The sequence below is a fragment of the Rhodobacter maritimus genome (assembly GCF_058747975.1).
Map to the genome: position 1 here is coordinate 241,704 of NZ_CM179095.1, position 19,811 is coordinate 261,514.

General features: G+C 66.5%; 22 protein-coding genes. 14 read left to right on the forward strand and 8 right to left on the reverse strand.

What is annotated here, in order from left to right:
* Window positions 1–5 precede the first annotated feature (5 nt).
* Complete coding sequence (smc, locus tag AC4PTO_RS01180; protein WP_492731105.1) at window positions 6–3,464, reverse strand: chromosome segregation protein SMC; 3,459 nt, start codon at window positions 3,462–3,464, stop codon at window positions 6–8.
* A gap of 206 nt (window positions 3,465–3,670) precedes the next feature.
* Between smc and AC4PTO_RS01185 the strand changes: the two genes are divergently transcribed.
* Both AC4PTO_RS01185 and AC4PTO_RS01190 read left to right on the forward strand, forming a co-directional pair.
* On the forward strand, window positions 3,671–4,027 hold the full coding sequence (locus tag AC4PTO_RS01185; protein ID WP_492731107.1) for a CidA/LrgA family protein: 357 nt from the start codon (window positions 3,671–3,673) through the stop codon (window positions 4,025–4,027).
* Window positions 4,020–4,736, forward strand: coding sequence for an LrgB family protein (locus tag AC4PTO_RS01190; protein WP_492731109.1), 717 nt, complete (start codon window positions 4,020–4,022; stop codon window positions 4,734–4,736). The genes AC4PTO_RS01185 and AC4PTO_RS01190 overlap by 8 nt, the downstream gene beginning before the upstream one ends.
* 7 nt (window positions 4,737–4,743) lie before the next feature.
* On the opposite strand, the gene AC4PTO_RS01195 is transcribed toward AC4PTO_RS01190, so the two are convergent.
* The 6 genes from AC4PTO_RS01195 to AC4PTO_RS01220 form a co-directional block, all read right to left on the reverse strand.
* Window positions 4,744–5,412, reverse strand: coding sequence for a trimeric intracellular cation channel family protein (locus tag AC4PTO_RS01195; RefSeq protein WP_492731111.1), 669 nt, complete (start codon window positions 5,410–5,412; stop codon window positions 4,744–4,746).
* Window positions 5,409–5,873 carry a ribonuclease HI gene (gene rnhA, locus AC4PTO_RS01200; protein WP_492731113.1) on the reverse strand — a complete coding sequence of 155 codons (465 nt, stop codon included), beginning with the start codon at window positions 5,871–5,873 and terminating at the stop codon, window positions 5,409–5,411. Before rnhA ends, AC4PTO_RS01195 begins: the two co-directional genes overlap by 4 nt.
* A gap of 46 nt (window positions 5,874–5,919) precedes the next feature.
* On the reverse strand, window positions 5,920–6,522 hold the full coding sequence (locus AC4PTO_RS01205) for a LysE family translocator (RefSeq protein ID WP_492731115.1): 603 nt from the start codon (window positions 6,520–6,522) through the stop codon (window positions 5,920–5,922).
* Complete coding sequence (gene ispH / locus AC4PTO_RS01210) at window positions 6,519–7,469, reverse strand: 4-hydroxy-3-methylbut-2-enyl diphosphate reductase (protein ID WP_492731117.1); 951 nt, start codon at window positions 7,467–7,469, stop codon at window positions 6,519–6,521. The genes AC4PTO_RS01205 and ispH overlap by 4 nt, the downstream gene beginning before the upstream one ends.
* A 145-nt stretch (window positions 7,470–7,614) precedes the next feature.
* Window positions 7,615–8,061 (reverse strand): YqaA family protein, encoded by a 447-nt coding sequence (locus AC4PTO_RS01215; RefSeq protein ID WP_492731119.1) that lies wholly within the window; start codon window positions 8,059–8,061, stop codon window positions 7,615–7,617.
* Window positions 8,062–8,118: 57 nt separating this feature from the next.
* Window positions 8,119–8,682, reverse strand: a complete 564-nt coding sequence (locus AC4PTO_RS01220) for a LabA-like NYN domain-containing protein (RefSeq protein ID WP_492731120.1) — start codon at window positions 8,680–8,682, stop codon at window positions 8,119–8,121.
* 165 nt (window positions 8,683–8,847) lie between these two features.
* Between AC4PTO_RS01220 and folK the strand changes: the two genes are divergently transcribed.
* From folK to recO, 12 genes are all read left to right on the forward strand, one after another.
* Window positions 8,848–9,465, forward strand: coding sequence for a 2-amino-4-hydroxy-6-hydroxymethyldihydropteridine diphosphokinase (folK, locus tag AC4PTO_RS01225; RefSeq protein WP_492731122.1), 618 nt, complete (start codon window positions 8,848–8,850; stop codon window positions 9,463–9,465).
* A gap of 36 nt (window positions 9,466–9,501) precedes the next feature.
* On the forward strand, window positions 9,502–9,855 hold the full coding sequence (gene rpoZ / locus AC4PTO_RS01230) for a DNA-directed RNA polymerase subunit omega (RefSeq protein WP_492731124.1): 354 nt from the start codon (window positions 9,502–9,504) through the stop codon (window positions 9,853–9,855).
* Between the two features lie 25 nt (window positions 9,856–9,880).
* The gene (locus AC4PTO_RS01235; protein ID WP_492731126.1) at window positions 9,881–11,998 is read left to right on the forward strand and encodes a RelA/SpoT family protein; all 2,118 of its coding nucleotides are present in this window, start codon (window positions 9,881–9,883) and stop codon (window positions 11,996–11,998) included.
* Window positions 11,999–12,005: 7 nt separating this feature from the next.
* Window positions 12,006–12,713, forward strand: coding sequence for a DUF2062 domain-containing protein (locus AC4PTO_RS01240; RefSeq protein ID WP_492731128.1), 708 nt, complete (start codon window positions 12,006–12,008; stop codon window positions 12,711–12,713).
* Between the two features lie 70 nt (window positions 12,714–12,783).
* Window positions 12,784–13,536 (forward strand): pyridoxine 5'-phosphate synthase, encoded by a 753-nt coding sequence (locus AC4PTO_RS01245; protein ID WP_492731130.1) that lies wholly within the window; start codon window positions 12,784–12,786, stop codon window positions 13,534–13,536.
* A 30-nt stretch (window positions 13,537–13,566) separates the two neighbouring features.
* Window positions 13,567–13,995 carry an ABZJ_00895 family protein gene (locus tag AC4PTO_RS01250; RefSeq protein WP_492731132.1) on the forward strand — a complete coding sequence of 143 codons (429 nt, stop codon included), beginning with the start codon at window positions 13,567–13,569 and terminating at the stop codon, window positions 13,993–13,995.
* Window positions 13,992–14,393 (forward strand): holo-ACP synthase, encoded by a 402-nt coding sequence (acpS, locus tag AC4PTO_RS01255; RefSeq protein WP_492731134.1) that lies wholly within the window; start codon window positions 13,992–13,994, stop codon window positions 14,391–14,393. Before AC4PTO_RS01250 ends, acpS begins: the two co-directional genes overlap by 4 nt.
* Before the next feature lie 57 nt (window positions 14,394–14,450).
* Window positions 14,451–15,233: a signal peptidase I gene (gene lepB / locus AC4PTO_RS01260; RefSeq protein WP_492731137.1), complete on the forward strand. Its 783-nt coding sequence runs from the start codon at window positions 14,451–14,453 to the stop codon at window positions 15,231–15,233.
* Complete coding sequence (rnc, locus tag AC4PTO_RS01265; RefSeq protein WP_492731139.1) at window positions 15,230–15,919, forward strand: ribonuclease III; 690 nt, start codon at window positions 15,230–15,232, stop codon at window positions 15,917–15,919. The genes lepB and rnc overlap by 4 nt, the downstream gene beginning before the upstream one ends.
* Window positions 15,912–16,823 (forward strand): GTPase Era, encoded by a 912-nt coding sequence (gene era / locus AC4PTO_RS01270; RefSeq protein WP_492731141.1) that lies wholly within the window; start codon window positions 15,912–15,914, stop codon window positions 16,821–16,823. Before rnc ends, era begins: the two co-directional genes overlap by 8 nt.
* A 1-nt stretch (window position 16,824) precedes the next feature.
* A complete protein-coding gene (locus AC4PTO_RS01275) occupies window positions 16,825–17,160 on the forward strand; it encodes a DUF1491 family protein (RefSeq protein ID WP_492731143.1) in 336 nt (111 codons plus the stop codon).
* A 78-nt stretch (window positions 17,161–17,238) separates the two neighbouring features.
* Window positions 17,239–17,976 (forward strand): DNA repair protein RecO, encoded by a 738-nt coding sequence (gene recO / locus AC4PTO_RS01280; protein ID WP_492731145.1) that lies wholly within the window; start codon window positions 17,239–17,241, stop codon window positions 17,974–17,976.
* 25 nt (window positions 17,977–18,001) lie between these two features.
* Here recO and AC4PTO_RS01285 read toward each other — a convergent pair whose 3' ends face one another.
* Entirely contained in the window at window positions 18,002–19,666 is a 1,665-nt protein-coding gene (locus AC4PTO_RS01285; RefSeq protein ID WP_492731147.1) for an acyl-CoA dehydrogenase family protein, read from the reverse strand.
* Window positions 19,667–19,811: the final 145 nt, after the last annotated feature.

Genomic DNA, 19,811 nt, shown 5'->3' on the forward strand with positions numbered 1-19,811 from the left:
GCGCTTCAGGCGACCAGCGCCTCGGCGCGCTTGAGATCCACGCTGACAAGCTGGCTGACCCCCTGTTCCTGCATCGTCACGCCGAAAAGCCGGTCCATGCGGCTCATGGTGACGGCATGGTGGGTGATGATCAGGAAGCGCGTATCGGTGCGCCGCGTCATCTCGTCCAGAAGGTCGCAGAAGCGCGTGACGTTGGCGTCGTCCAGGGGCGCGTCGACCTCGTCGAGAACGCAGATCGGGGCGGGGTTGGCCAGGAAGACCGCGAAGATCAGCGCCATTGCGGTCAGCGTCTGTTCGCCCCCCGACAGAAGGCTGAGCGTCGAAAGCTTCTTGCCCGGCGGCTGGCACATGATCTCCAGCCCGGCCTCCAGCGGATCGTCGCTTTCCACCAGCACCAGATTGGCGTCGCCACCGCCGAAGAGGTGGGTGAACAGCGTGCGGAAATTCTCGTTCACCTGTTCGAAGGCGGTCAGCAGGCGCTCGCGTCCTTCGCGGTTCAGCCCGGCAATGCCGGCGCGCAGCTTGCGGATCGCCTCTTCCAGGTCGGTCTTTTCCTGAACCAGCGCCTCGTGTTCCTGCTGCACCTCGCGGGCGTCTTCCTCGGCGCGCAGGTTGACGGCGCCAAGCGCGTCGCGCTGCCGCTTGAGCCGCGCCACCTCGATATCGAGGTCTTCGGCCGAGGGCATCGCATCGGGATCGGTGCCAAGGCTTTCCAGCAGCGCGGCGGGAAGCATCTCGGTTTCGTCCATGATCCGCTCGGCCGCATGGCCCATGGTCTCGCGCGCGGCGTCAAGGCGCGCCTCGGCGCGGGCGCGGGCCTCGCGGGCCTCACTTGCGGCGCGTTCGGCATCGCGCTCGGCAAGCTGGGCTTCGCGCAGGGCGGTTTCGGCGTTCACCAGAACCTCGGCGGCGCGGGCGCGGCGTTCCTCGGCGGCCTCGATCGCGTCCGACAGCTCGGCGCGCCTGGCGGCAAGTTCGGCCGGGGCGGTGTTGGCGATGGCCAGCTCTTCCTCGGTCTCGGCGCGGCGCTGTGCCAGCTCGGCCGAGCGTTTCTCGGCCGTTTCCAGCCGGTGTTTCCAGCCCGAGATTTCCTTGGTGATTTCCTGCCGGCGCTTCAGGCGCACCTCGCCCTCGCGGCGGATCTCGTCATGGGAGGAGCGGCGGGTCATCATCGTCATCCGCGCCGCCTCGACCGTCATCTTGACGGCATCGACCTCGCTGCGCGCGGCGTCCAGATCGGGCAGGGCGGCCAGGGTGCGCTCGGCCTCCAGCAGGGCCTTGCGCGCGGCCATCGCCTCTTCCTCGTGGCGCGCAACGGCAAGGCGCGCGCTTTCCAGCTTGCTGCCCGCGATCGAACGATCCGCCTCGGCCCGGCTGAGCGCGCGCCCCGCATCGGCCAGCCGGCGATCGGCCTCGCGCCGCGCATCGCGGGCGCGACCATCGGCGGCGGTGGCCTCGGCCATCTGGCGGGTCAGCACCTCATGGGCCTGGCGCGCGCCCTCGGCGCGGGCGGCCGCATCCTCAAGGTCACGTTTGAGTTCGACCAGCCGGTTGAGCTGTTGCAGACGCAGCGCGGCGGCCGAGGGCGCATCCTCGGCGCCGGCCCGGAAACCGTCCCACCGCCACAGATCGCCCTCGGCCGAAACCAGGCGCTGACCGGGGCGCAGAAGCGGTTGCAGGCTGTCGCCCTCGTCCCGGTCGGCCACAAGGCCGATCTGCGCGATGCGGCGCGCCAGCACCGGCGGCACGGTGACATGCGCGGCCAGCGGCTCGGCGCCTGCGGGAAGCGGTTGCGCGGCGTCGTAATCGGGCAGAAGGCCCCAGCCGGATTTCGCTCCGCCCTCGATTTCGGGGGCGCGCAGATCGTCGGCAAGGGCCGCGCCAAGTGCCGCCTCCAGCCCCTTGTCGACGCGCACCCGGTCAAGAAGTTGCTTGCCGGTCGCGGCCTCGCGTTCGACCAGCCGGGCAAGGGCGGCCACCTCGGCGCGCAGGGCCCCGGCCTCGCCCTCGGCCTCGGAGCGTGCGGCGCGCGCGGCGCTTTCGCGGGTCTGGATTTCGGCGCGCAACTCCTCGGCGGCGGCAAGCACCTCTTCGGCGGCCTCGGCGCTGTCATGGGCCTCGGATTGCGCCTCTTCTGCGGCGGTATGATCGGTGCTGGCGCGTTCAAGGGCCGCCTTCGCGGCCTCGGCCGCTTCGGCGGCGGCGCGTGCGGAGGCTTCGGACTTTTCGGCCGTGGCGCGGTTGTCGACCAGCAGGCGCTGCGCGGACTGGTGGCGGGCCGCCAGCCGCGCGACATCCTCGGTCAGCTCGCTCAGCTGCGCCTCGCGGTCCTGAAGGACACCCGCGGCCTCGGCGGAGGCTTCGGAGGCGGCGGCCAGCCTGGCTTCGTGCCCCTCGCTAGCCTTGGCGATCTGGCCCTGCTCCCATTCCAGCCGCTTGATCGTTTCGCCCGCGTCGCGGTTCAGCCCGGCCTCGCGCTCCATGTCGCGGTCAAGCTGGGCGATCCGCCCGCCAAGTGTTTCGATCATCGCGCGGGCACGGTTTTCCTGCTCGGTCAGGGCGTCGCGCTGCACGGTCAGGCGTTGCAGCACGGCACCCGCGATGGCCTCTTCCTCGCGCAGCGGGGGCAGGGCGTCCTCGCATCCCGCCCGCGCCTTGGCCGCGGCGCGCGCGGCCAGCTCGGCCTGTGCTGCGGCGCGCACACGTTCGCCCAGACCGGCCTCGGCCTCGGCACGCGCCATATCCGCCTCGCGCCAGCGGCGGTAAAGCAGCATCCCCTCCGAGCGGCGCAGATCCGTCCCGATCTCGCGGTAGCGCGCCGCCTGCCGGGCCTGCCGGGCCAGCGTGGCCAGTTGCTGCGCAAGCTGCTCGATCACGTCATCGACGCGCAGCAGGTTCTGCTCGGCCCCGTTCAGCTTCAACTCCGCTTCGTGGCGCCGCTGATAAAGCCCCGAAATCCCCGCCGCTTCCTCAAGGATCCGGCGGCGCGCCTTCGGCTTGGCGTTGATCAGCTCGGCGATCTGGCCCTGCCGCACAAGCGCGGGCGAATGCGCCCCGGTCGAGGCGTCGGCAAACAGCATCTGCACGTCGCGCGCCCGCACATCACGCGTGTTGATCTTGTAGGCCGAGCCCGCATCGCGCGTGATCCGGCGCACGATCTCAAGCCCGTCGGCATCGTTGAACCCCGAGGGGGCCAGCCGTTCGGTATTGTCGATGGACAGCGACACTTCGGCGAAGTTGCGCGCGCCGCGCGTGGCGGCGCCTGCGAAGATCACATCCTCCATCCCCTCGCCGCGCATCGCGGTGGGCCGGTTCTCGCCCATCACCCAACGCAGGGCCTCCAGAAGGTTCGACTTGCCGCAGCCATTCGGTCCAACCACGCCCGTCAGCCCGTCATGGATCACCAGATCCGTCGGGTCCACGAAGCTTTTGAAGCCGTTGAGTCTGAGCCGGCTGAAGCGCAAGGCGGGGCCTTTCTGATTCCTTCGGGTTCGGTCGTGCAGTTTTGGGGCGGGACGGGCACGAGTCAATGCGCAAACACAGGATGTGGCGGATCTTTGCGCCTTATCCACAAGATATGTGCGGCTTTGCCCAGCATGCCCCCGCCCGCCGCCTCTGGCCTAACCCGCCGCCGCAGGCTAGCGTCGTGCGGACCAGACCGGAGGCCGCAATGATCCCAGCCCTGTCCATCATCCTGCTGTTCCAGCTTGCGGGCGAGGTTATCTCGCGCGCGCTGGGGCTGCCGTTGCCGGGGCCCGTCCTGGGCATGGTGGGGCTGGTTCTGGCCCTCTCGCTTTCCCCGCGCATCCTGGAAATCGTGCGCCCCACCGCACAGGGGCTGCTGGCGCATCTGTCGCTGCTTTTCGTGCCCGCGGGCGTGGGCGTGGTGGCGCATTTCGGGGTGCTTTCGGCGCAGGGGCCGGCGATCGCGGTCGCGCTTGTGGTCTCGACCGTGCTGGCCATCGCGGTCGGGGCGCTCAGCTTTGCCGCGGTGGCGCGGCTTGTCGGAGGGCGCGAGGATGACTGATCCGGTTCTGCTCTGGTCCTACCTGACGCAGGCGCCGCTTCTGTGGCTTTGCGCAACGCTGCTGGCCTATTGGGCGGGCGATACGGCCTTTCGCGCCTCGGGGCGCAAGCCATGGGTCAATCCGGTGCTGGTGGCGGTGATCCTGCTGGCCTGCCTGCTCTGGGTGACGGGCACCGATTACAGCGCCTATTTCGAGGGCGCGCAATTCGTCCACTTCATGCTGGGGCCGGCGACCGTGGCCCTTGCCCTGCCGCTTCACGCTAATCTGGGCCGGGTGCGCCGGGCTGCCCTGCCGATCCTTGTGGCGCTGGTTGCGGGGTCGGTTACGGCAATCGGCTCGGCCCTTGCGATCGCATGGCTGCTGGGGGTCGATCCGCATACCCTGGCCGCGCTTGCACCGAAATCGGCCACCGCCCCGGTGGCCATCGGCATCTCGGAATCCCTCGGCGGGGCGCCGACGCTGACCGCGGTCCTGGTTCTGCTGACGGGCATCATCGGCGCAATCGTCGCCACGCCGCTTCTCGATGCGCTCGGGGTACGGGACTGGCGCGCAAGGGGGTTTTCGGTCGGGGTCGCCGCGCATGGCATCGGCACCGCCCGCGCCTTCCAGGTGCATGAGACCGCCGGGGCCTTCGCCAGTATCGGCATGGGGCTGAACGCGGTGCTGACCGCGTTGATCGCGCCCTGGGTGCTTGCCCTCTTTCAATAGGATGCCATCACTGGCGCGGCGGGCGCGCCTTGTATACCGGCAGGCGCCAGCCGAACAGCAAGGATCCGGCGCGCAGCGCGAAGGTCACGCCGCTGCAGGCAAGGGCCGCAGGCAGGCCGGGCCAGCCGAGCGCGGTCAGAACCAGGGCCGCCGCCGCCCCCGCAAACGCGCAGGTCAGATACAGCTCTCCCTGCTTCAGGACCAGCGGCACCTCGTTGCAGACGACATCGCGCATTAGTCCCCCGAAGGTGCCCGTGACCACCCCCATGATCAGCACGATCACCGGCCCGTGGCCCGTGGCCAGCGTCACCGCCACCCCGGCCGAAACCGCAACGGACAGTGCGCAGGCATCCAGCCACAACAGCGCCCGGTAACGGCTTTCCAGAAGATGCGCGGTGAAAAAGACCAGCACCGCCGCCAAGGCCGCCGTCAGCACGAATCCGGGCTGACCCACCCAGAAGACCGGCACGCGCCCCAGAAGAAGGTCGCGCAGCGTGCCGCCACCCACCGCCGTCAATGCAGCGATGAAGACAAAGCCCACCAGGTCAAGCTGCTTGCGGCTGGCCACCAGCGCTCCGGTCAGCGCAAAGATCAACACCGAGGCATGATCGAGCGCCGCCCCCAGCTTCAGCTCGCCAACCCAGATCCGGGCCGCCTCAAGCTCCGGCGCGCTCATTTTGCCTGCCCGGATTTATAGGGCGCCATCCCCGCGCGCGCCAGCTCGTCGGCCAGTTCGTTCTCCGCATGGCCGGCATGCCCCTTGATCCATTTCCAGGTCACCCGGTGGCGCGCCTGCGCCGTATCCAGACGCTGCCACAGGTCGACATTCTTCACCGGCTTGCGGTCGGCGGTCTTCCAGCCGTTCCTCTTCCAGCCATGGATCCAGTTCGTCACACCGTTCTTCACATAGGCGGAATCGGTGGTGACGGTGATCGCCACGTCGCGCTGCAAGACCTCCAGCGCGTTGATCGCGGCCAGAAGCTCCATGCGGTTGTTCGTGGTGTCCGCCTCGCCGCCCGAAAGACGGCGCTCCTTCACGATCTCCCCATCCTCGAGGGCGCGCATCACCACGCCCCACCCTCCGGGGCCGGGATTGCCCGAACAGGCGCCATCGGTCCAAGCCAGAAACTCAACCATCTTCTTCAGAGTCCCAAATATCCCGGGGTGCGGGGCAGCGCCCCGCTCAGGCCCGCTCCATCGCCAGCCGCAGCCCAAGCGCGGCAAAAGACGCGGCAAAGGCCCGCCGCATCCAGCCCATGACCGCAGGGCGCGACAACACCGCCTCGCGCCCCGATGCCGCCAGCACCGCATAGCCCACGAACACCACGAAGGTCATGGCGGCAAAGCCCAGGCCCAGCTCGAACATCACCGCGGGGCCGTCGGCAGGCGTCATGAACTGGGGCAGGAATGCCATGAAGAACATCGGGATCTTCGGGTTCAGCAGATTGAGCGTGACGCCGCGCCGCACGATCCGCCCGGCAGGCTGTGCCTCGGCCGCGCGCAGCTCCAGCCCGCCCGAGCCCCGAAGCGTGCTCCACGCCATCCACATCAGATAGGCCACACCCGCATATTTCACCGCCTGGAACAGCAGGGCCGAACTGTGCAGTACCGCCGCCAGCCCCGCCCCGGCCACCGCCAGATGCACCAACGTCGCCAGCGTGCAGCCCACGGCCGCCCAAAGCCCCGCCCGCAAACCCTGCCCAAGCGCCACCGAAAGCGTGTAGACAACCCCGATCCCGGGTGCCACGCAGACGATGAAAACGGTTATCAGAAACTCGATGCTCATGAGACCTCCCTCAATACTCGCGGCACCTTGAACTCAATGTCCTCGCGCGCGGTTTCGACCATCTCGACCGTCAGTTCGTAATGCGCCCGAAACGCGTCGATCACCTCGTTGACCAGCAGCTCCGGCGCGCTCGCCCCCGCCGTCACGCCCACCGCCCGCGCCCCGTCGATCGCACGCCAGTCGATCTCGTCGGCGCGCTGCACAAGCTGGCTGTAGCTGCATCCCGCCGCCTTCCCCACCTCGACCAGACGGCGCGAGTTCGAGGAGTTCGGCGCCCCGATCACCAGAAGCGCGTCGATCCGCCCCGAGATCGCCTTGACGGCCGCCTGGCGGTTCGTCGTGGCATAGCAGATATCCTCCTTCGCGGGCCCCACGATGCCGGGGAAACGCGCCTCCAGCGCCGCCACGATGGCGGCCGTGTCATCCACCGACAGGGTCGTCTGCGTGATATAGGCCAGCCGCGCGGGATCGCGCGGCACAAGGCCCGCCACATCCTCCACCGTCTCCACCAGCAGGACCTCGCCCTCGGGCAACTGCCCCATCGTGCCCAGAACCTCGGGATGCCCTGCATGGCCGATCATGACCATCTGAAGCCCCTCGGCATGATGGCGCTCGGCCTCGATATGCACCTTGCTCACCAGCGGGCAGGTGGCATCCACATAGACCATCTGCCGCCGCACGGCCTCGGCCGGAACGGCCTTCGGCACGCCATGCGCGGAAAAGATCACCGGCCGGTCGTTGGGGCATTCGTCAAGCTCCTCGACGAAGACCGCGCCCTTGTCGCGCAACCCGTCCACGACGAACTTGTTGTGCACGATCTCGTGGCGCACATAGACCGGCGCGCCCCATTTCTGCAGCGCCATCTCGACGATCTTGATCGCCCGGTCCACGCCCGCGCAAAACCCGCGCGGTGCCGCCAGATAGAGTGTGAGTGCAGGTTTTCCCATCCGCGCGCCCCTAGGAACTACTCCTCACAGGTATGCGTGCGCCCGTTGAAGGTCCAGCACGAATCCCTCTTCACCAGAGTGGAAATATCCCCGGGGGTGAATTTGGCGCAGCCAAAGAGGGGGCGGGCAGCCCCCTTCCTGCCTGCTACCCGCCCAGACCCGTCGCCTGGGCGGTCAGCCAGGCAACGGCGGCATAGCGCGCCGTTTTCGCCACCGCCACCAGCGGCACGAATACAATCAGCGGCAGGCGCAGCACACCGGCCACCAGGCAGGCCAGGTCTCCGCCCGGCGCCCAGCTCAGCAGCAGCGTCCAGACCCCCCAGCGATCATACCAGCGCTCGGCCCGCGCCATCTGCGCCGCGGTGGCGGGAAACCAGCGCCGGTCGCGCCAGTGGTTGACGCCGCGCCCAAGCCCGTAGGTGATCAGCGCGCCCAACGTGTTTCCCGCCCCGGCAACGGCAATCATCACCGGCACGGGTGCCGCTCCGGCGGTCTGCATGGCCACGAATACGATCTCGGACTGCATCGGCACCGGCGAAGCCGCGAGCATCGCAGAAAAGAACAGTCCGAGAAGTGCGGGAAGATCATTCATGTCCGATCTGTGGCAGAGCGCGGCAGGGCCCGCAAGGCGGCCCCTTTCCCGATCGTGTCAGCCAGCGTTGTCGCCATCCTGATCCCGGGGTTCGCGCGGCGGGCGTCCGATCACGTCGCGCAGGGCATCGAGTTCGATGAAATTGTCGGCCTGCCGGCGCAATTCGTCCGCGATCATCGGCGGCTGGCTGCGGATGGTGGAGACCACCGAAACCCGGCACCCCTGCCGTTGCAGGCTTTCCACCAGTGGCCGGAAATCGCCATCGCCGGAAAACAGCACGACATGATCCAGCCGCGGCGCAAGCTCCATCGCATCGACGGCAAGCTCGATATCCATGTTGCCCTTCACCTTCCGCCGGCCCATGGAGTCGGTGTATTCCTTTGCCGGTTTGGTGACCATGGCGTAGCCGTTATAGTTCAGCCAGTCGACCAGCGGACGGATGGGGGAATATTCTTCGTTTTCCAGAAGTGCCGTATAGTAGAAGGCGCGCAGAAGCTTTCCGCGGCGCTCGAATTCCTGTCGCAGCAACTTGTAGTCGATATCGAACCCAAGTGCCTTGGCAGCCGCATAAAGGTTCGATCCGTCGATGAACAGCGCAAGCCGTTCGTCCTTGTAAAACATAAAAAGTTCCTTTCCAGAACACCCCTTATCCGATTGAAAAGCGCCAATGGGAACTGGAAACCTGTTGAAACAAAAGTAACGATACGAAAATCGACGCGGACAGAGACGGGGTTTCTCATGACTGACGGAGTAGCCCAACGCCGGAACACTTGGGTATTTGTATAAATGGATAATAGCACGTTCCTTATCGGTATGGGCGCAAACCTGAATTCGGATGTCGGAATGCCTGCCGACACACTGGTTTATGCCTTGAAAGAATTGAGTAAAAACGGATTTCATATCCGTGCCGTCAGTCGGTTTTACCGCTCTGCGGCCTTTCCGGCCGGGTCCGGGCCGGATTATGTGAATGCCGTAACGTCTGTCAGCGGAAATGGCAGCGCCGAGGAGGTTCTGGCGCTTTGCCACCGGATCGAGGCCGGTCTGGGACGGCAGCGTGAAAGCCGGTGGGCCTCGCGCGGGGTGGATCTCGATCTGCTGGCGGCGGGGGAGCGGATCGCGCCGGACCGCGCGACCGAGGAACACTGGCGCCGCCTGCCGCTCGCGGCCCAGATGCGCGACTGGCCCGCGGGCCTGATCCTGCCCCATCCGCGTCTGGCCGAGCGTGCTTTCGTGCTGATTCCCCTTGCGGAAATCGCGCCGGACTGGCGCCATCCGGTCACCGGGCTTGACGTGGCCACGATGGCTGCCGCCCTGCCGGAGGCGGAAAAAGCGGCCTTGCGCCCCTTTTCGCGGCCTTTTGACCGGGAAGGGCGCTTGTCAAGCACCTTGGATGGGCCTAAATAGGCCGTTCACACCTCCCAAGTCCGATTGGAGATGCCGATGGCCCGCGTGACGGTTGAAGATTGCGTTGACAAGGTTCCGAACCGGTTCGAGCTGGTAATGCTTGCCGCACATCGTGCGCGCGAGGTTGCTGCCGGCGCGCCGCTGACCATCGACCGCGACAACGACAAGAACCCCGTCGTCGCCCTGCGCGAAATCGCCGAGGAAACCCAGTCGGCCGACAATCTGCGCGAGCGTCTGATCGAGAGCAACCAGACCCAGATCGAGGTCGACGAACCCGAAGACGATTCCATGGCGCTTCTGATGGGCGGCGAGGTCGATCGCCCGCGCGATGACGACATGTCCGAAGAGCGGATGCTGCGCGCATTGATGGACGCGCAGGGCCGCGACTGATCTTCGGGGGGCAGAGCGCGCGGGAATGATCGACGTTGAGGACCTGATCGCGCTCGTCCGCATCTACAATCCGCGCACCAATGCAGATCTGATCCGGCGTGCCTACGATTACGGCATGAAGATGCACGAGGGCCAGCTGCGTCATTCCGGCGAGCCCTATTTCACCCACCCCGTGGCCGTCGCCGCGATCCTGACCGAACAGCGGCTGGACGATGCCACGATCGTGACGGCGCTGTTGCACGACACGATCGAGGACACCCGCTCTACCTATGACGAGGTGGCCAGGCTTTTCGGCCAGGATGTCGCCGAGTTGGTCGACGGTGTCACCAAGCTGACCAATCTTCAGCTGTCGTCCTCGGCCAGCAAGCAGGCCGAGAACTTCCGCAAGCTGTTCATGGCGATGTCCAAGGACCTGCGGGTGATCCTCGTGAAGCTGGCCGACCGGCTGCACAACATGCGCACGATCCGTTCGATGCGGCCCGAGAAGCAGGCCCAGAAGGCGCGCGAGACGATGGAGATCTATGCGCCGCTGGCGGGCCGCATGGGCATGCAATGGATGCGTGAAGAGCTGGAGGATCTGGCCTTCAAGGTGCTCAACCCCGAAGCGCGCACCTCGATCATCCGCCGTTTCGTGACGCTGCAGAAGGAAACCGGCGACGTTATCCCCAAGATCACCGCCGATATCCGGCTGGAGCTGGAAAAGGCCGGGATCGAGGCCGATGTCTTCGGCCGCGCCAAGCGCCCCTATTCGATCTGGCGCAAGATGGAGGAAAAGCAGCTTTCCTTCTCGCGCCTGTCCGACATCTACGGCTTTCGTGTCATCACCCGCAACGAGGCCGATTGCTATGCCGTTCTGGGGCTGATCCATCGACGCTGGCGCGCGGTGCCGGGCCGTTTCAAGGATTACATCAGTCAGCCGAAATCTAACGGCTACCGCTCGATTTACACCACCGTTTCGGGGCGTGACGGCAAGCGCGTCGAAGTGCAGATCCGCACCCGGCAGATGCATGAGGTCGCCGAAGCGGGTGTGGCCGCGCACTGGTCCTACCGCGATGGCGAGCGTGCATCGAACCCCTTCGCGGTCGATCCTGCGCAGTGGGTTTCCCAACTGACGGAACGCTTCGACGAGGGCGACCACGACGAGTTTCTCGAGAACGTGAAGCTTGAGATGTATACCGACCAGGTGTTCTGCTTCTCGCCCAAGGGGGATGTGGTCAAGCTGCCGAAAGGCGCCACGCCGATCGACTATGCCTATGCGATCCATACCCGGATCGGCAATTCCTGTGTGGGGGCGAAGGTCGACGGCATCCGCGTGCCGCTGTGGACGCGGCTGAAGAATGGTCAGTCGGTCGAGATCATCACCGCCGCGGGGCAGCGCCCGCAGGCCACCTGGCTTGACATCGTTGCGACCGGCCGGGCCAAGGGCGCGATCCGCAAGAGCCTGCGCGAAGAGGACAGGACGCGCTTCGTGAAGCTTGGCTCCGAGCTGGCGCGCGTGGCCTTTGAACATGTCGGGCGCAAGGTGACCGACAAGGCGCTGCGCACCGCGGCCAAGACCCTCGGCCTGCCCGACGATACCGAACTTCTAGCGCGGCTCGGCTCGGCCGAGCTGGCCGCGCGCGAGGTGATCGAGGCGCTCTACCCCGAGCTTGCGACCGCCCCCGCCGAAACGGTGGAACCCGCCCGCGCCGTGCTGGGCCTGCCCGCCGATCAGAGCTTCCGGCGCGCGGGCTGCTGCCAGCCCCTGCCCGGAGAGCGGATCATCGGCATCACTTATCGCGGGCAGGGCGTGGTGATCCATGCCGCCGATTGCCCCGTTCTGGCCGATTTCGAGGAACAGCCGAACCGCTGGGTCGATCTGCACTGGCATTCGGGGCGCCATCCGGCGGTCTATTCGGCCAGCCTCAAGATCACGATCTCGAACGATGCGGGCGTACTTGGCCATATCTGCACCTTGATCGGACAGCAGAAGGCCAATATTTCCGACCTGAATTTCATGGAACGCAAACCGGATTTCTATTCGCTTGTCGTAGAGGTCGAGTTGCGTGACATGGAGCATCTGCACACCGTGCTGACGGCGCTTGAGGCCGAAAGTGACGTGGCGCAGGTCGAACGCTATCGCGATCTGGCGCGCAAGCCCTGATCGTCGCATGCCCCGCTGGGGGCTGGAAGGACTGGACGTGGTTTTCAAACGGCGCGACCGACGCTCCATACCGACCGTGATGCGGGAGCTGGTCTGGCCGCGCGGCGGATGGACCCGCGCCTTCCATTACGTCAAGCATCGGGTCAACCGCCTGCCCGACCGGCCGCACCGCATCGCGCGGGGGGTGTTTGCCGGGGTCTTCGTATCCTTCACGCCGCTTTTCGGGTTCCATTTCCTCAGCGCGGCGGGGATCGCGCTCATCATGCGCGGCAATGTGCTTGCGGCACTTCTGGCCACGTTCTTCGGCAACCCTATCACCTTCCCGATCATCGCGGTGTTCTCGACCAAGCTCGGGAACTGGATGCTGGGCCAGCGGTTCAATCCGGCCCATGCCGAAACCCTTGGCGCAACCTTCCTGGCTGCGGGGCAGGACCTGAAGCACAACCTGCTTGCGGTCTTTACGCCCGCAACCGCGCATTGGGGCGGGTTGTCGCGCTTTTTCTCCGAGGTCTGGCTTCCCTATCTTGTCGGGGGCATTATCCCCGGCGTGATCGCCGGGCTGATTTGTTATTATTTCTCGTTGCCGATCATCGAAGCCTATCAGCGGCGGCGGCGTAACAAGCTCAAGGCGCGGCTCGAGAAGCTGCGCGCCAAGCTGCATGCCAAACGCGATGACAAACCGGACCGGCAAGCCCCCCGCGATCAGGAAGGTTGAGCGCGAAAGGGTCTTGCCGCAAATATCGTGACAGGGGCTGGACGCACAGCCCGGAAGCCGTGAGGGACCGATGCCGCATACCGCCAATCGCCTGCGACTGGGTGTCAATATCGACCACGTCGCCACGCTGCGCAACGCGCGCGGCGCCAACTATCCCGACCCCGTGCGCGCCGCGCGCCTGGCCGAAGAGGCCGGGGCCGACGGCATCACCGCGCATCTGCGCGAGGATCGCCGCCATATCCGCGATGCCGATATCGCCGCGCTGATGGCCACCTTGCAGCGCCCGCTGAACTTCGAGATGGCCGCCACCCCCGAGATGCAGGCGATCGCGCTGCAATATCGCCCGCATGCAGTGTGCATCGTGCCCGAAAAGCGCGAAGAGCGCACCACCGAGGGCGGGCTTGACGTTGCCGCGGAAGTTGCGCGGCTGACCGATTTCATCGGTCCGCTCCGCGAGGCGGGCTGCCGGGTGTCGCTGTTCATCAGCCACGATCCGCGCCAGATCGAGGCGAGCGCGCGTGTCGGTGCCGCCGTGATCGAGCTGCATACCGGGCATTATTGCGACCTGCATCACGAAGGCCGCTTCGCCGAGCGCGACACCGAGCTGGAGGCGTTACGCGTGGCGTCGGACTATGCCGCCTCGCTTGAACTCGAGGTGCATGCGGGCCACGGCCTGACCTTCGACACCGTCGGCCCCGTGGCGGCCTTCCCCAAGCTGCGGGAGCTGAACATCGGGCACTTCCTGATTTCCGAGGCAGTATTCATTGGGCTGGAGCCGGCGATCCGCCAGATGCGACACCTGATGGATGCGGCGCGCGGCTGATCCCTCCGGCACGTCTTTCACGAGGTCTGCATGAACTACCTTCGCTATACGATCATCCTGATCGCGGCCACGCTCGGGCTGGCCGTTCTTGGCTATCTGCTTCCTGTCGGCGGAAGCTGGACGGGGATTGTCCCGGTCATGATCGCCGCACTTGTCGAGGGGCACAAATACGCCGAGCAGCGCAGGATGCTGCCGCCGGGGGCCGAACGGCGCCGCTTCGCCATGATCGCGACGGCGATCAATATCGGTATGGCGGCCGTCTACATCGCGGGCATGAGCATGATCGATCCGGGGATTGCGGCGGTGTTCTTGGGGGGCGCCTCGGGGCTGGTGCTGGGGGTGCTGCTGGTCATCCTCCTGCTTGTCTACGCGCTGTCGTGGTTTTTCGTGCAATCGGGAGCCAAGGGTTATCTGCGCGGACAAGAGCGTCTTGCCGCGCGCGGGGCGGGGCGGAAATGATCCTCGGGATCGGCACCGACCTGGCCAATATCGAGCGGATCGCCGCCACGCTGGAGCGGTTCGGCGATCGCTTCCGCCACCGTGTCTTCACCCCCACCGAGATCACCAAGGCCGAACGCCGCGCCGATACGCCGGGCACCTATGCCAAGCGGTGGGCCGCGAAAGAGGCCTGTTCCAAGGCGCTCGGGACCGGGCTCAGGATGGGGATCTCGTGGCGCGACATGGCGGTTTCCAACCTGCGCAGCGGGCAGCCGGTGATGCACCTGACGGGATGGGCCGCAAAGCGGCTGGAGGAGATGACGCCCGAGGGGCACGAGGCCATTGTTCACGTCACATTGACCGACGATCACCCCTGGGCGCAGGCCTTCGTGGTAATCGAGGCACGCAGGCTTCCTTGACTCGGGCGCGCGCGCATCGCAAGGAAGGCGGGATTTCTTCAAGGGAACGGGCAGGATATGGCAGGCAAGGCTGAAAGCGGTATCGTCGAGACGATCAAGACGGTGTTCTGGGCGCTTCTGATCGCCGGGGTGTTTCGCACGCTGTTCTTTCAGCCGTTCTGGATTCCGTCCGGCTCGATGAAGGACACGCTTCTGATCGGCGATTTCCTGTTCGTCAACAAGATGGCCTATGGCTATTCGCGCCATTCCTGCCCCTTCTCGCTTTGCCCGATTCCGGGGCGGATCCTGGAAAGCGATCCCGAACGCGGCGATGTCGCGGTGTTCCGTCATCCCACGCGCGGGGTCGATTTCATCAAGCGCGTGGTGGGCCTGCCGGGCGACACGGTGCAGATGAAGGACGGGGTGTTGCAGATCAATGGCGCGCCGGTCGGGCTTGCCGATGGCGGCACCTTCACCGAGACGAAAGAGCTTCAGGGTCCGCAGGGCCTGATGCCGCGCTGCGCCAACGATCCCGTGGGTCAGGGCGGCCTGTGCGAGAAACCGCGCCAGATCGAAACATTGCCGGGCGGCAAGAGCCACTCGATCATCAATATCTCGGACAGCTGGGTGGCGGATAACACGCCCGTCTTCACGGTCCCCGAAGGCAATTACTTCTTCATGGGCGACAACCGCGACAATTCCGAAGACAGCCGCTTTCCCGCGGCCGCCGGCGGGCTGGGCTTCGTTCCCGCAGAATTCCTGATCGGGCGTGCGGACCGCATCATGTTCTCATCCGCGGGCCGGTCGCTGTTCTTCTTCTGGACATGGCGCGGGGATCGCTTCTTCAAGGCGGTCGAGTGAAGCTGGCCGCGGACATACAGGCGTTCATGAAACGCCTGGGGCATGAGTTCGCGCGCCCCGAACTTCTGTTGCGCGCGCTGACGCATGCCTCGATCTCGACGCCCACGCGGCCCGACAACCAGCGGCTGGAATTCCTGGGCGACCGCGTTCTCGGCCTCGTGATGGCCGATGTCTTGCTGGCTGCCGATCGCGGCGCGACCGAGGGGCAGTTGGCCCCGCGGTTCAACGCGCTCGTGCGCAAGGAGACCTGTGCCGATGTCGCGCGCCAGATCGACCTTGGCGCGGTGCTCAAGCTTGGCCGGTCCGAGATGATGACGGGTGGTCGCCGCAAGGAGGCGCTTCTGGGCGATGCGATGGAGGCGGTGATTGCCGCCGTCTATCTTGACAGCGGCCTCGAGGTGGCGCGCGCGCTGGTGCTGCGGCTTTGGGGCGCGCGGATCGACGGCGTGGCCGAGGATGCGCGCGACGCCAAGACCGCCTTGCAGGAATGGGCGCAGGCCCGCGGCCTTCCGCCGCCGAAATATGTGACCGTCGCGCGCGATGGCCCCGATCACGCGCCGGTCTTCACGATCGAGGCGCAACTGACCTCGGGCGAGGCCGAGCGGGCAAGTGCGGGGGCCAAGCGGCAGGCCGAACAGGCCGCAGCGAAGGCACTTCTGATCCGGATGGAGACACAGGATGACTGACAGGACTCATGCCGGTTTCGTGGCCCTGATCGGAGAGCCGAATGCCGGGAAATCCACCCTGCTGAACCGCATGGTGGGCGCCAAGGTGTCGATCGTCACGCATAAGGTGCAGACCACGCGGGCACGCATTCGCGGGGTCTGCGTGGCGGGCGATGCGCAGATCGTCTTCGTCGATACGCCCGGCCTGTTCCGGCCGCGCCGCCGGCTGGACCGGGCGATGGTTGCCGCCGCATGGGGGGGCGCGGCGGATGCCGATATCATCGTGCTTCTGGTCGAGGCGCATCGCGGCCTGACCGACGGGGTGCAGGCGATCATCGAGGCGCTGAAGGAACGCGTGGGCGGCCGCCCCGTCGCGCTTGCGATCAACAAGATCGACCGGGTGAAGGCCGAAACCCTGCTGGCGCTGGCCGAAACGCTGAATGCCGCCTATCCCTTCGCCAAGACCTTCATGATCTCGGCCGAGAAGGGCTATGGCGTGGACGACCTGCGCGAATGGCTGGCCGCGAACCTGCCCGAGGGGCCGTGGTTCTACCCCGAGGACCAGATCGCCGATCTGCCGCTGCGCGTGATCGCCGCCGAGGTCACGCGCGAAAAGCTGACTCTGCGGCTGCATGAGGAACTGCCCTATCAGCTGACCGTCGAGACCGAGAAATGGGAGGATCGCAAGGACGGTTCCACCCGGATCGACCAGGTGATCTATGTCGCGCGCGATGGCCACAAGGGCATCCTTCTTGGCAAGGGCGGCGAGACGATCAAGGCGATCTCCAAGGCCGCGCGCGAGGATCTGGCCGAATTCCTCGACCGGCCGGTGCATCTGTTCCTTCAGGTCAAGGTGCGGCCCAACTGGCTGGAAGAGGCCGAGCGTTATTCCGAGATGGGGCTCGATTTCAAGGACGGCGAATAGGATGGCGGCGCGGCTCGCCTCGGATGTCTGGGTGCGCGCCTATCTCAAGCGGCTGGAGATGAACTTCATCCCCGCCTATGTCACCGCGCATGGTAATGCCGAGGCCGGCGCCGTGCTGGTGAAATGCGCCACGCTGGACGGGCGCGCCAAGGCCTGGCAGCGCAGCTTCGACCTGATGACGGGCGCGCGCGCCTGGGTGGTTCTGGCCGAGGGGGCCGAGGTCGAGATCGACGCCGCCATCGCCCGCCAACGCAGCTTCGATCCCGACCTCTGGGTGATCGAGATCGAAAGCCGCGAGGGCCGCACCCTTCTGGACGAGGACGGCCTGTCCGACTGACGGCTTTTCCTTTCCCGGCCGCGCATTTATCTTTCCGATACCGGGCCCCCGCCCGGCCGGGCAAGGAAGGAGCGCAAGATGCAGTGGCGCGACGAGGGCACGATCCTGTCGGTGCGCCCGCATGGCGAAACCTCTGCCATCGTCGAGGTCTTTACCGCCGGGCATGGCCGCCATCTGGGGGTGGTGCGCGGGGGCGCCTCGCGCCGGCAGGCGGCCGTGTTGCAACCCGGCAGCCGCGTGGCGATGGACTGGCGCGCAAGGCTGGACGAGCATATCGGCGCCGCCGTGATCGAGCCTCTGGCCAGCCGCGCGGGTGTCCTGTCGGACCGGATGGCGCTTCTGGGGCTGAACGCGGTCTGCTCGATCCTGTCCTTTTCGCTGCCCGAGCGCGAACCCCATCCCGCGCTTTTCGCCATGACCGAGCCGCTTTTCGACGCGTTCGGCGCGGCGCAGGAGGGCTGGCCGCTGGCCTATCTTCGGTGGGAGCTTGGCGTTCTGGAAGAGCTGGGCTACGGGCTGGACCTGACAAGCTGTGCCGCGACGGGCACGCGCGAGGATCTGGCCTATGTCAGCCCGCGTTCGGGCCGCGCGGTCAGCCAGGCGGGCGCGGGCGACTGGGCGGCGCGGCTTTTGCCGTTGCCCGCCTGCCTTCTGGGGCAGGGGCCTGCAACGCCGGACGAGCTGCGGCAGGGGCTGGTGCTGACAGGTTATTTCTTGGAACACCACCTGGCGCCCGATCTGGGCACCCGCCCGCTTCCCGAGGCGCGGGCGCGGCTTGTGGCCGCGCTGGAGCGTCTGGCCCCGCCGGCCGGCTGACGGGCGGGGCGGGCGCTGTGCGCCCCTAGCCCAGCAGGCGCCGCGCGATGACCTGGGCCTGGATCTCGGCCGCGCCCTCGAAGATGTTGAGGATGCGCGCGTCGCACAGGATCCGGCTGATCTTGTATTCCAGCGCGAAACCGTTGCCGCCATGGATCTGCAAGGCGTTGTCGGCACAGGCCCATGCCACGCGCGCGCCCAGAAGCTTGGCCATCCCGGCCTCAAGGTCGCAGCGGTGGCCGTGGTCCTTTTCCCATGCGCTGAAATAGGTCAGCTGGCGCGCGATCATGATCTCGACCGCCATCATGGCAAGCTTGCCCGAAACGCGTGGGAACTCGATCAGCGACTTGCCGAACTGCTTGCGGTCGATGGCATATTGCATGCCGATCTCGCAGGCGGCCTGCGCCACGCCAACGGCGCGGGCGGCGGTCTGGATGCGGGCGGATTCGAAGGTTTCCATCAACTGCTTGAAGCCCTTGCCCTCTTCGCCGCCCAGAAGGTTCTCGCCCTTCACGCGGAAGCCGTCGAAGCCCAGCTCGTATTCCTTCATGCCGCGATAGCCCAGAACCTCGATCTCGCCGCCGGTCATGCCGGGGGTGGGGAAGGGGTTGTCGTCGGTGCCGGGCGTCTTTTCGGCCAGGAACATCGACAGGCCGCGATAATCGGTGCTGCCGGGGTCGGTGCGGGCCAGAAGCGTCATCACATGGGTGCGCTGCGCATGGGTGATCCAGGTCTTGTTGCCGGTCACGACCCAATCGTCGCCCTCTTTCACCGCGCGGGTGCGCAACGAGCCGAGGTCCGAGCCGGTGTTCGGCTCGGTGAAGACCGCCGTCGACAGGATCTCACCCGAGGCGAGGCCGGGCAGCCATTTCGCCTTCTGCGCCTCGGTGCCGCCGCACAGGATCAGTTCCGCCGCAATCTCGGAGCGGGTGCCAAGCGAGCCCACGCCGATATAGCCGCGCGAAAGTTCCTCGGTGACGACGGCCATCGAGGCCTTGGACAGGCCCAGTCCGCCATATTCCTCGGGGATGGTCAGGCCGAAGACACCCAGTTCGGCCAGTTCCTCGATGATCTCCATCGGGATCAGTTCGTCCTTGAGGTGCCATTCATGGGCGTTGGGGATCACGCGTTCCTCGGCATAGCGGTGGAACTGGTCGCGGATCATCTCGAGGTCTTCGTCGAGGCCAGAGGCGCCGAACAGCGCGCGGCCGTGGTTGTCCTGCATCAGGCGCACCAGTTCGCTGCGGGCCTGCGGGGTGTTGCCGCTGGCCATGAGCTGCGCGGCCGCGGGGCCGGGCGTCCAGGAAAGCCCCAGATCCGACAGGCGCGCGACCTCGCCCTGGCTCATGGGGATGCCGCCAGCGATCTGGTTGAGGTATTCGCCAAAGCCGATTTGCAGGATCAGCTGCTCCATCGGGCCAAGGGCGCCGTTTTCGGCCACGCGCACCGCCCAGCCACGCAACTGCACCAGCGCTTCCTTGTAGGTCGTCAGCCAGGACAGCGTATGCGCGGCGAACTGATCGGCCTCAAGCGCCGCGCCAGAGATCTTTCCGTCAACGCTTACACGGGCGCGCAGGGCTTCGGTCGCCTCGGCGGTCAGGGCGGCAACCTCGGGAAGGGCCGCTTCGGTCAGCGACATCAGCTCGGTCAGAACAGCGGTTTTCGGCATATCGGCCCCATCATGCGCCATGAGTCGTTTCCTTTTCTGCAAGTGCATCATGCTTAGGGTATTTCGCAGGTGCAGCGCAATTAAAATTCATATTATGCGCCCGCAAAGACGGAATCTGTCGCAGCGGATTCCGGGTGCGGGGGCCGCGGCGTCACGCTAGAACAGG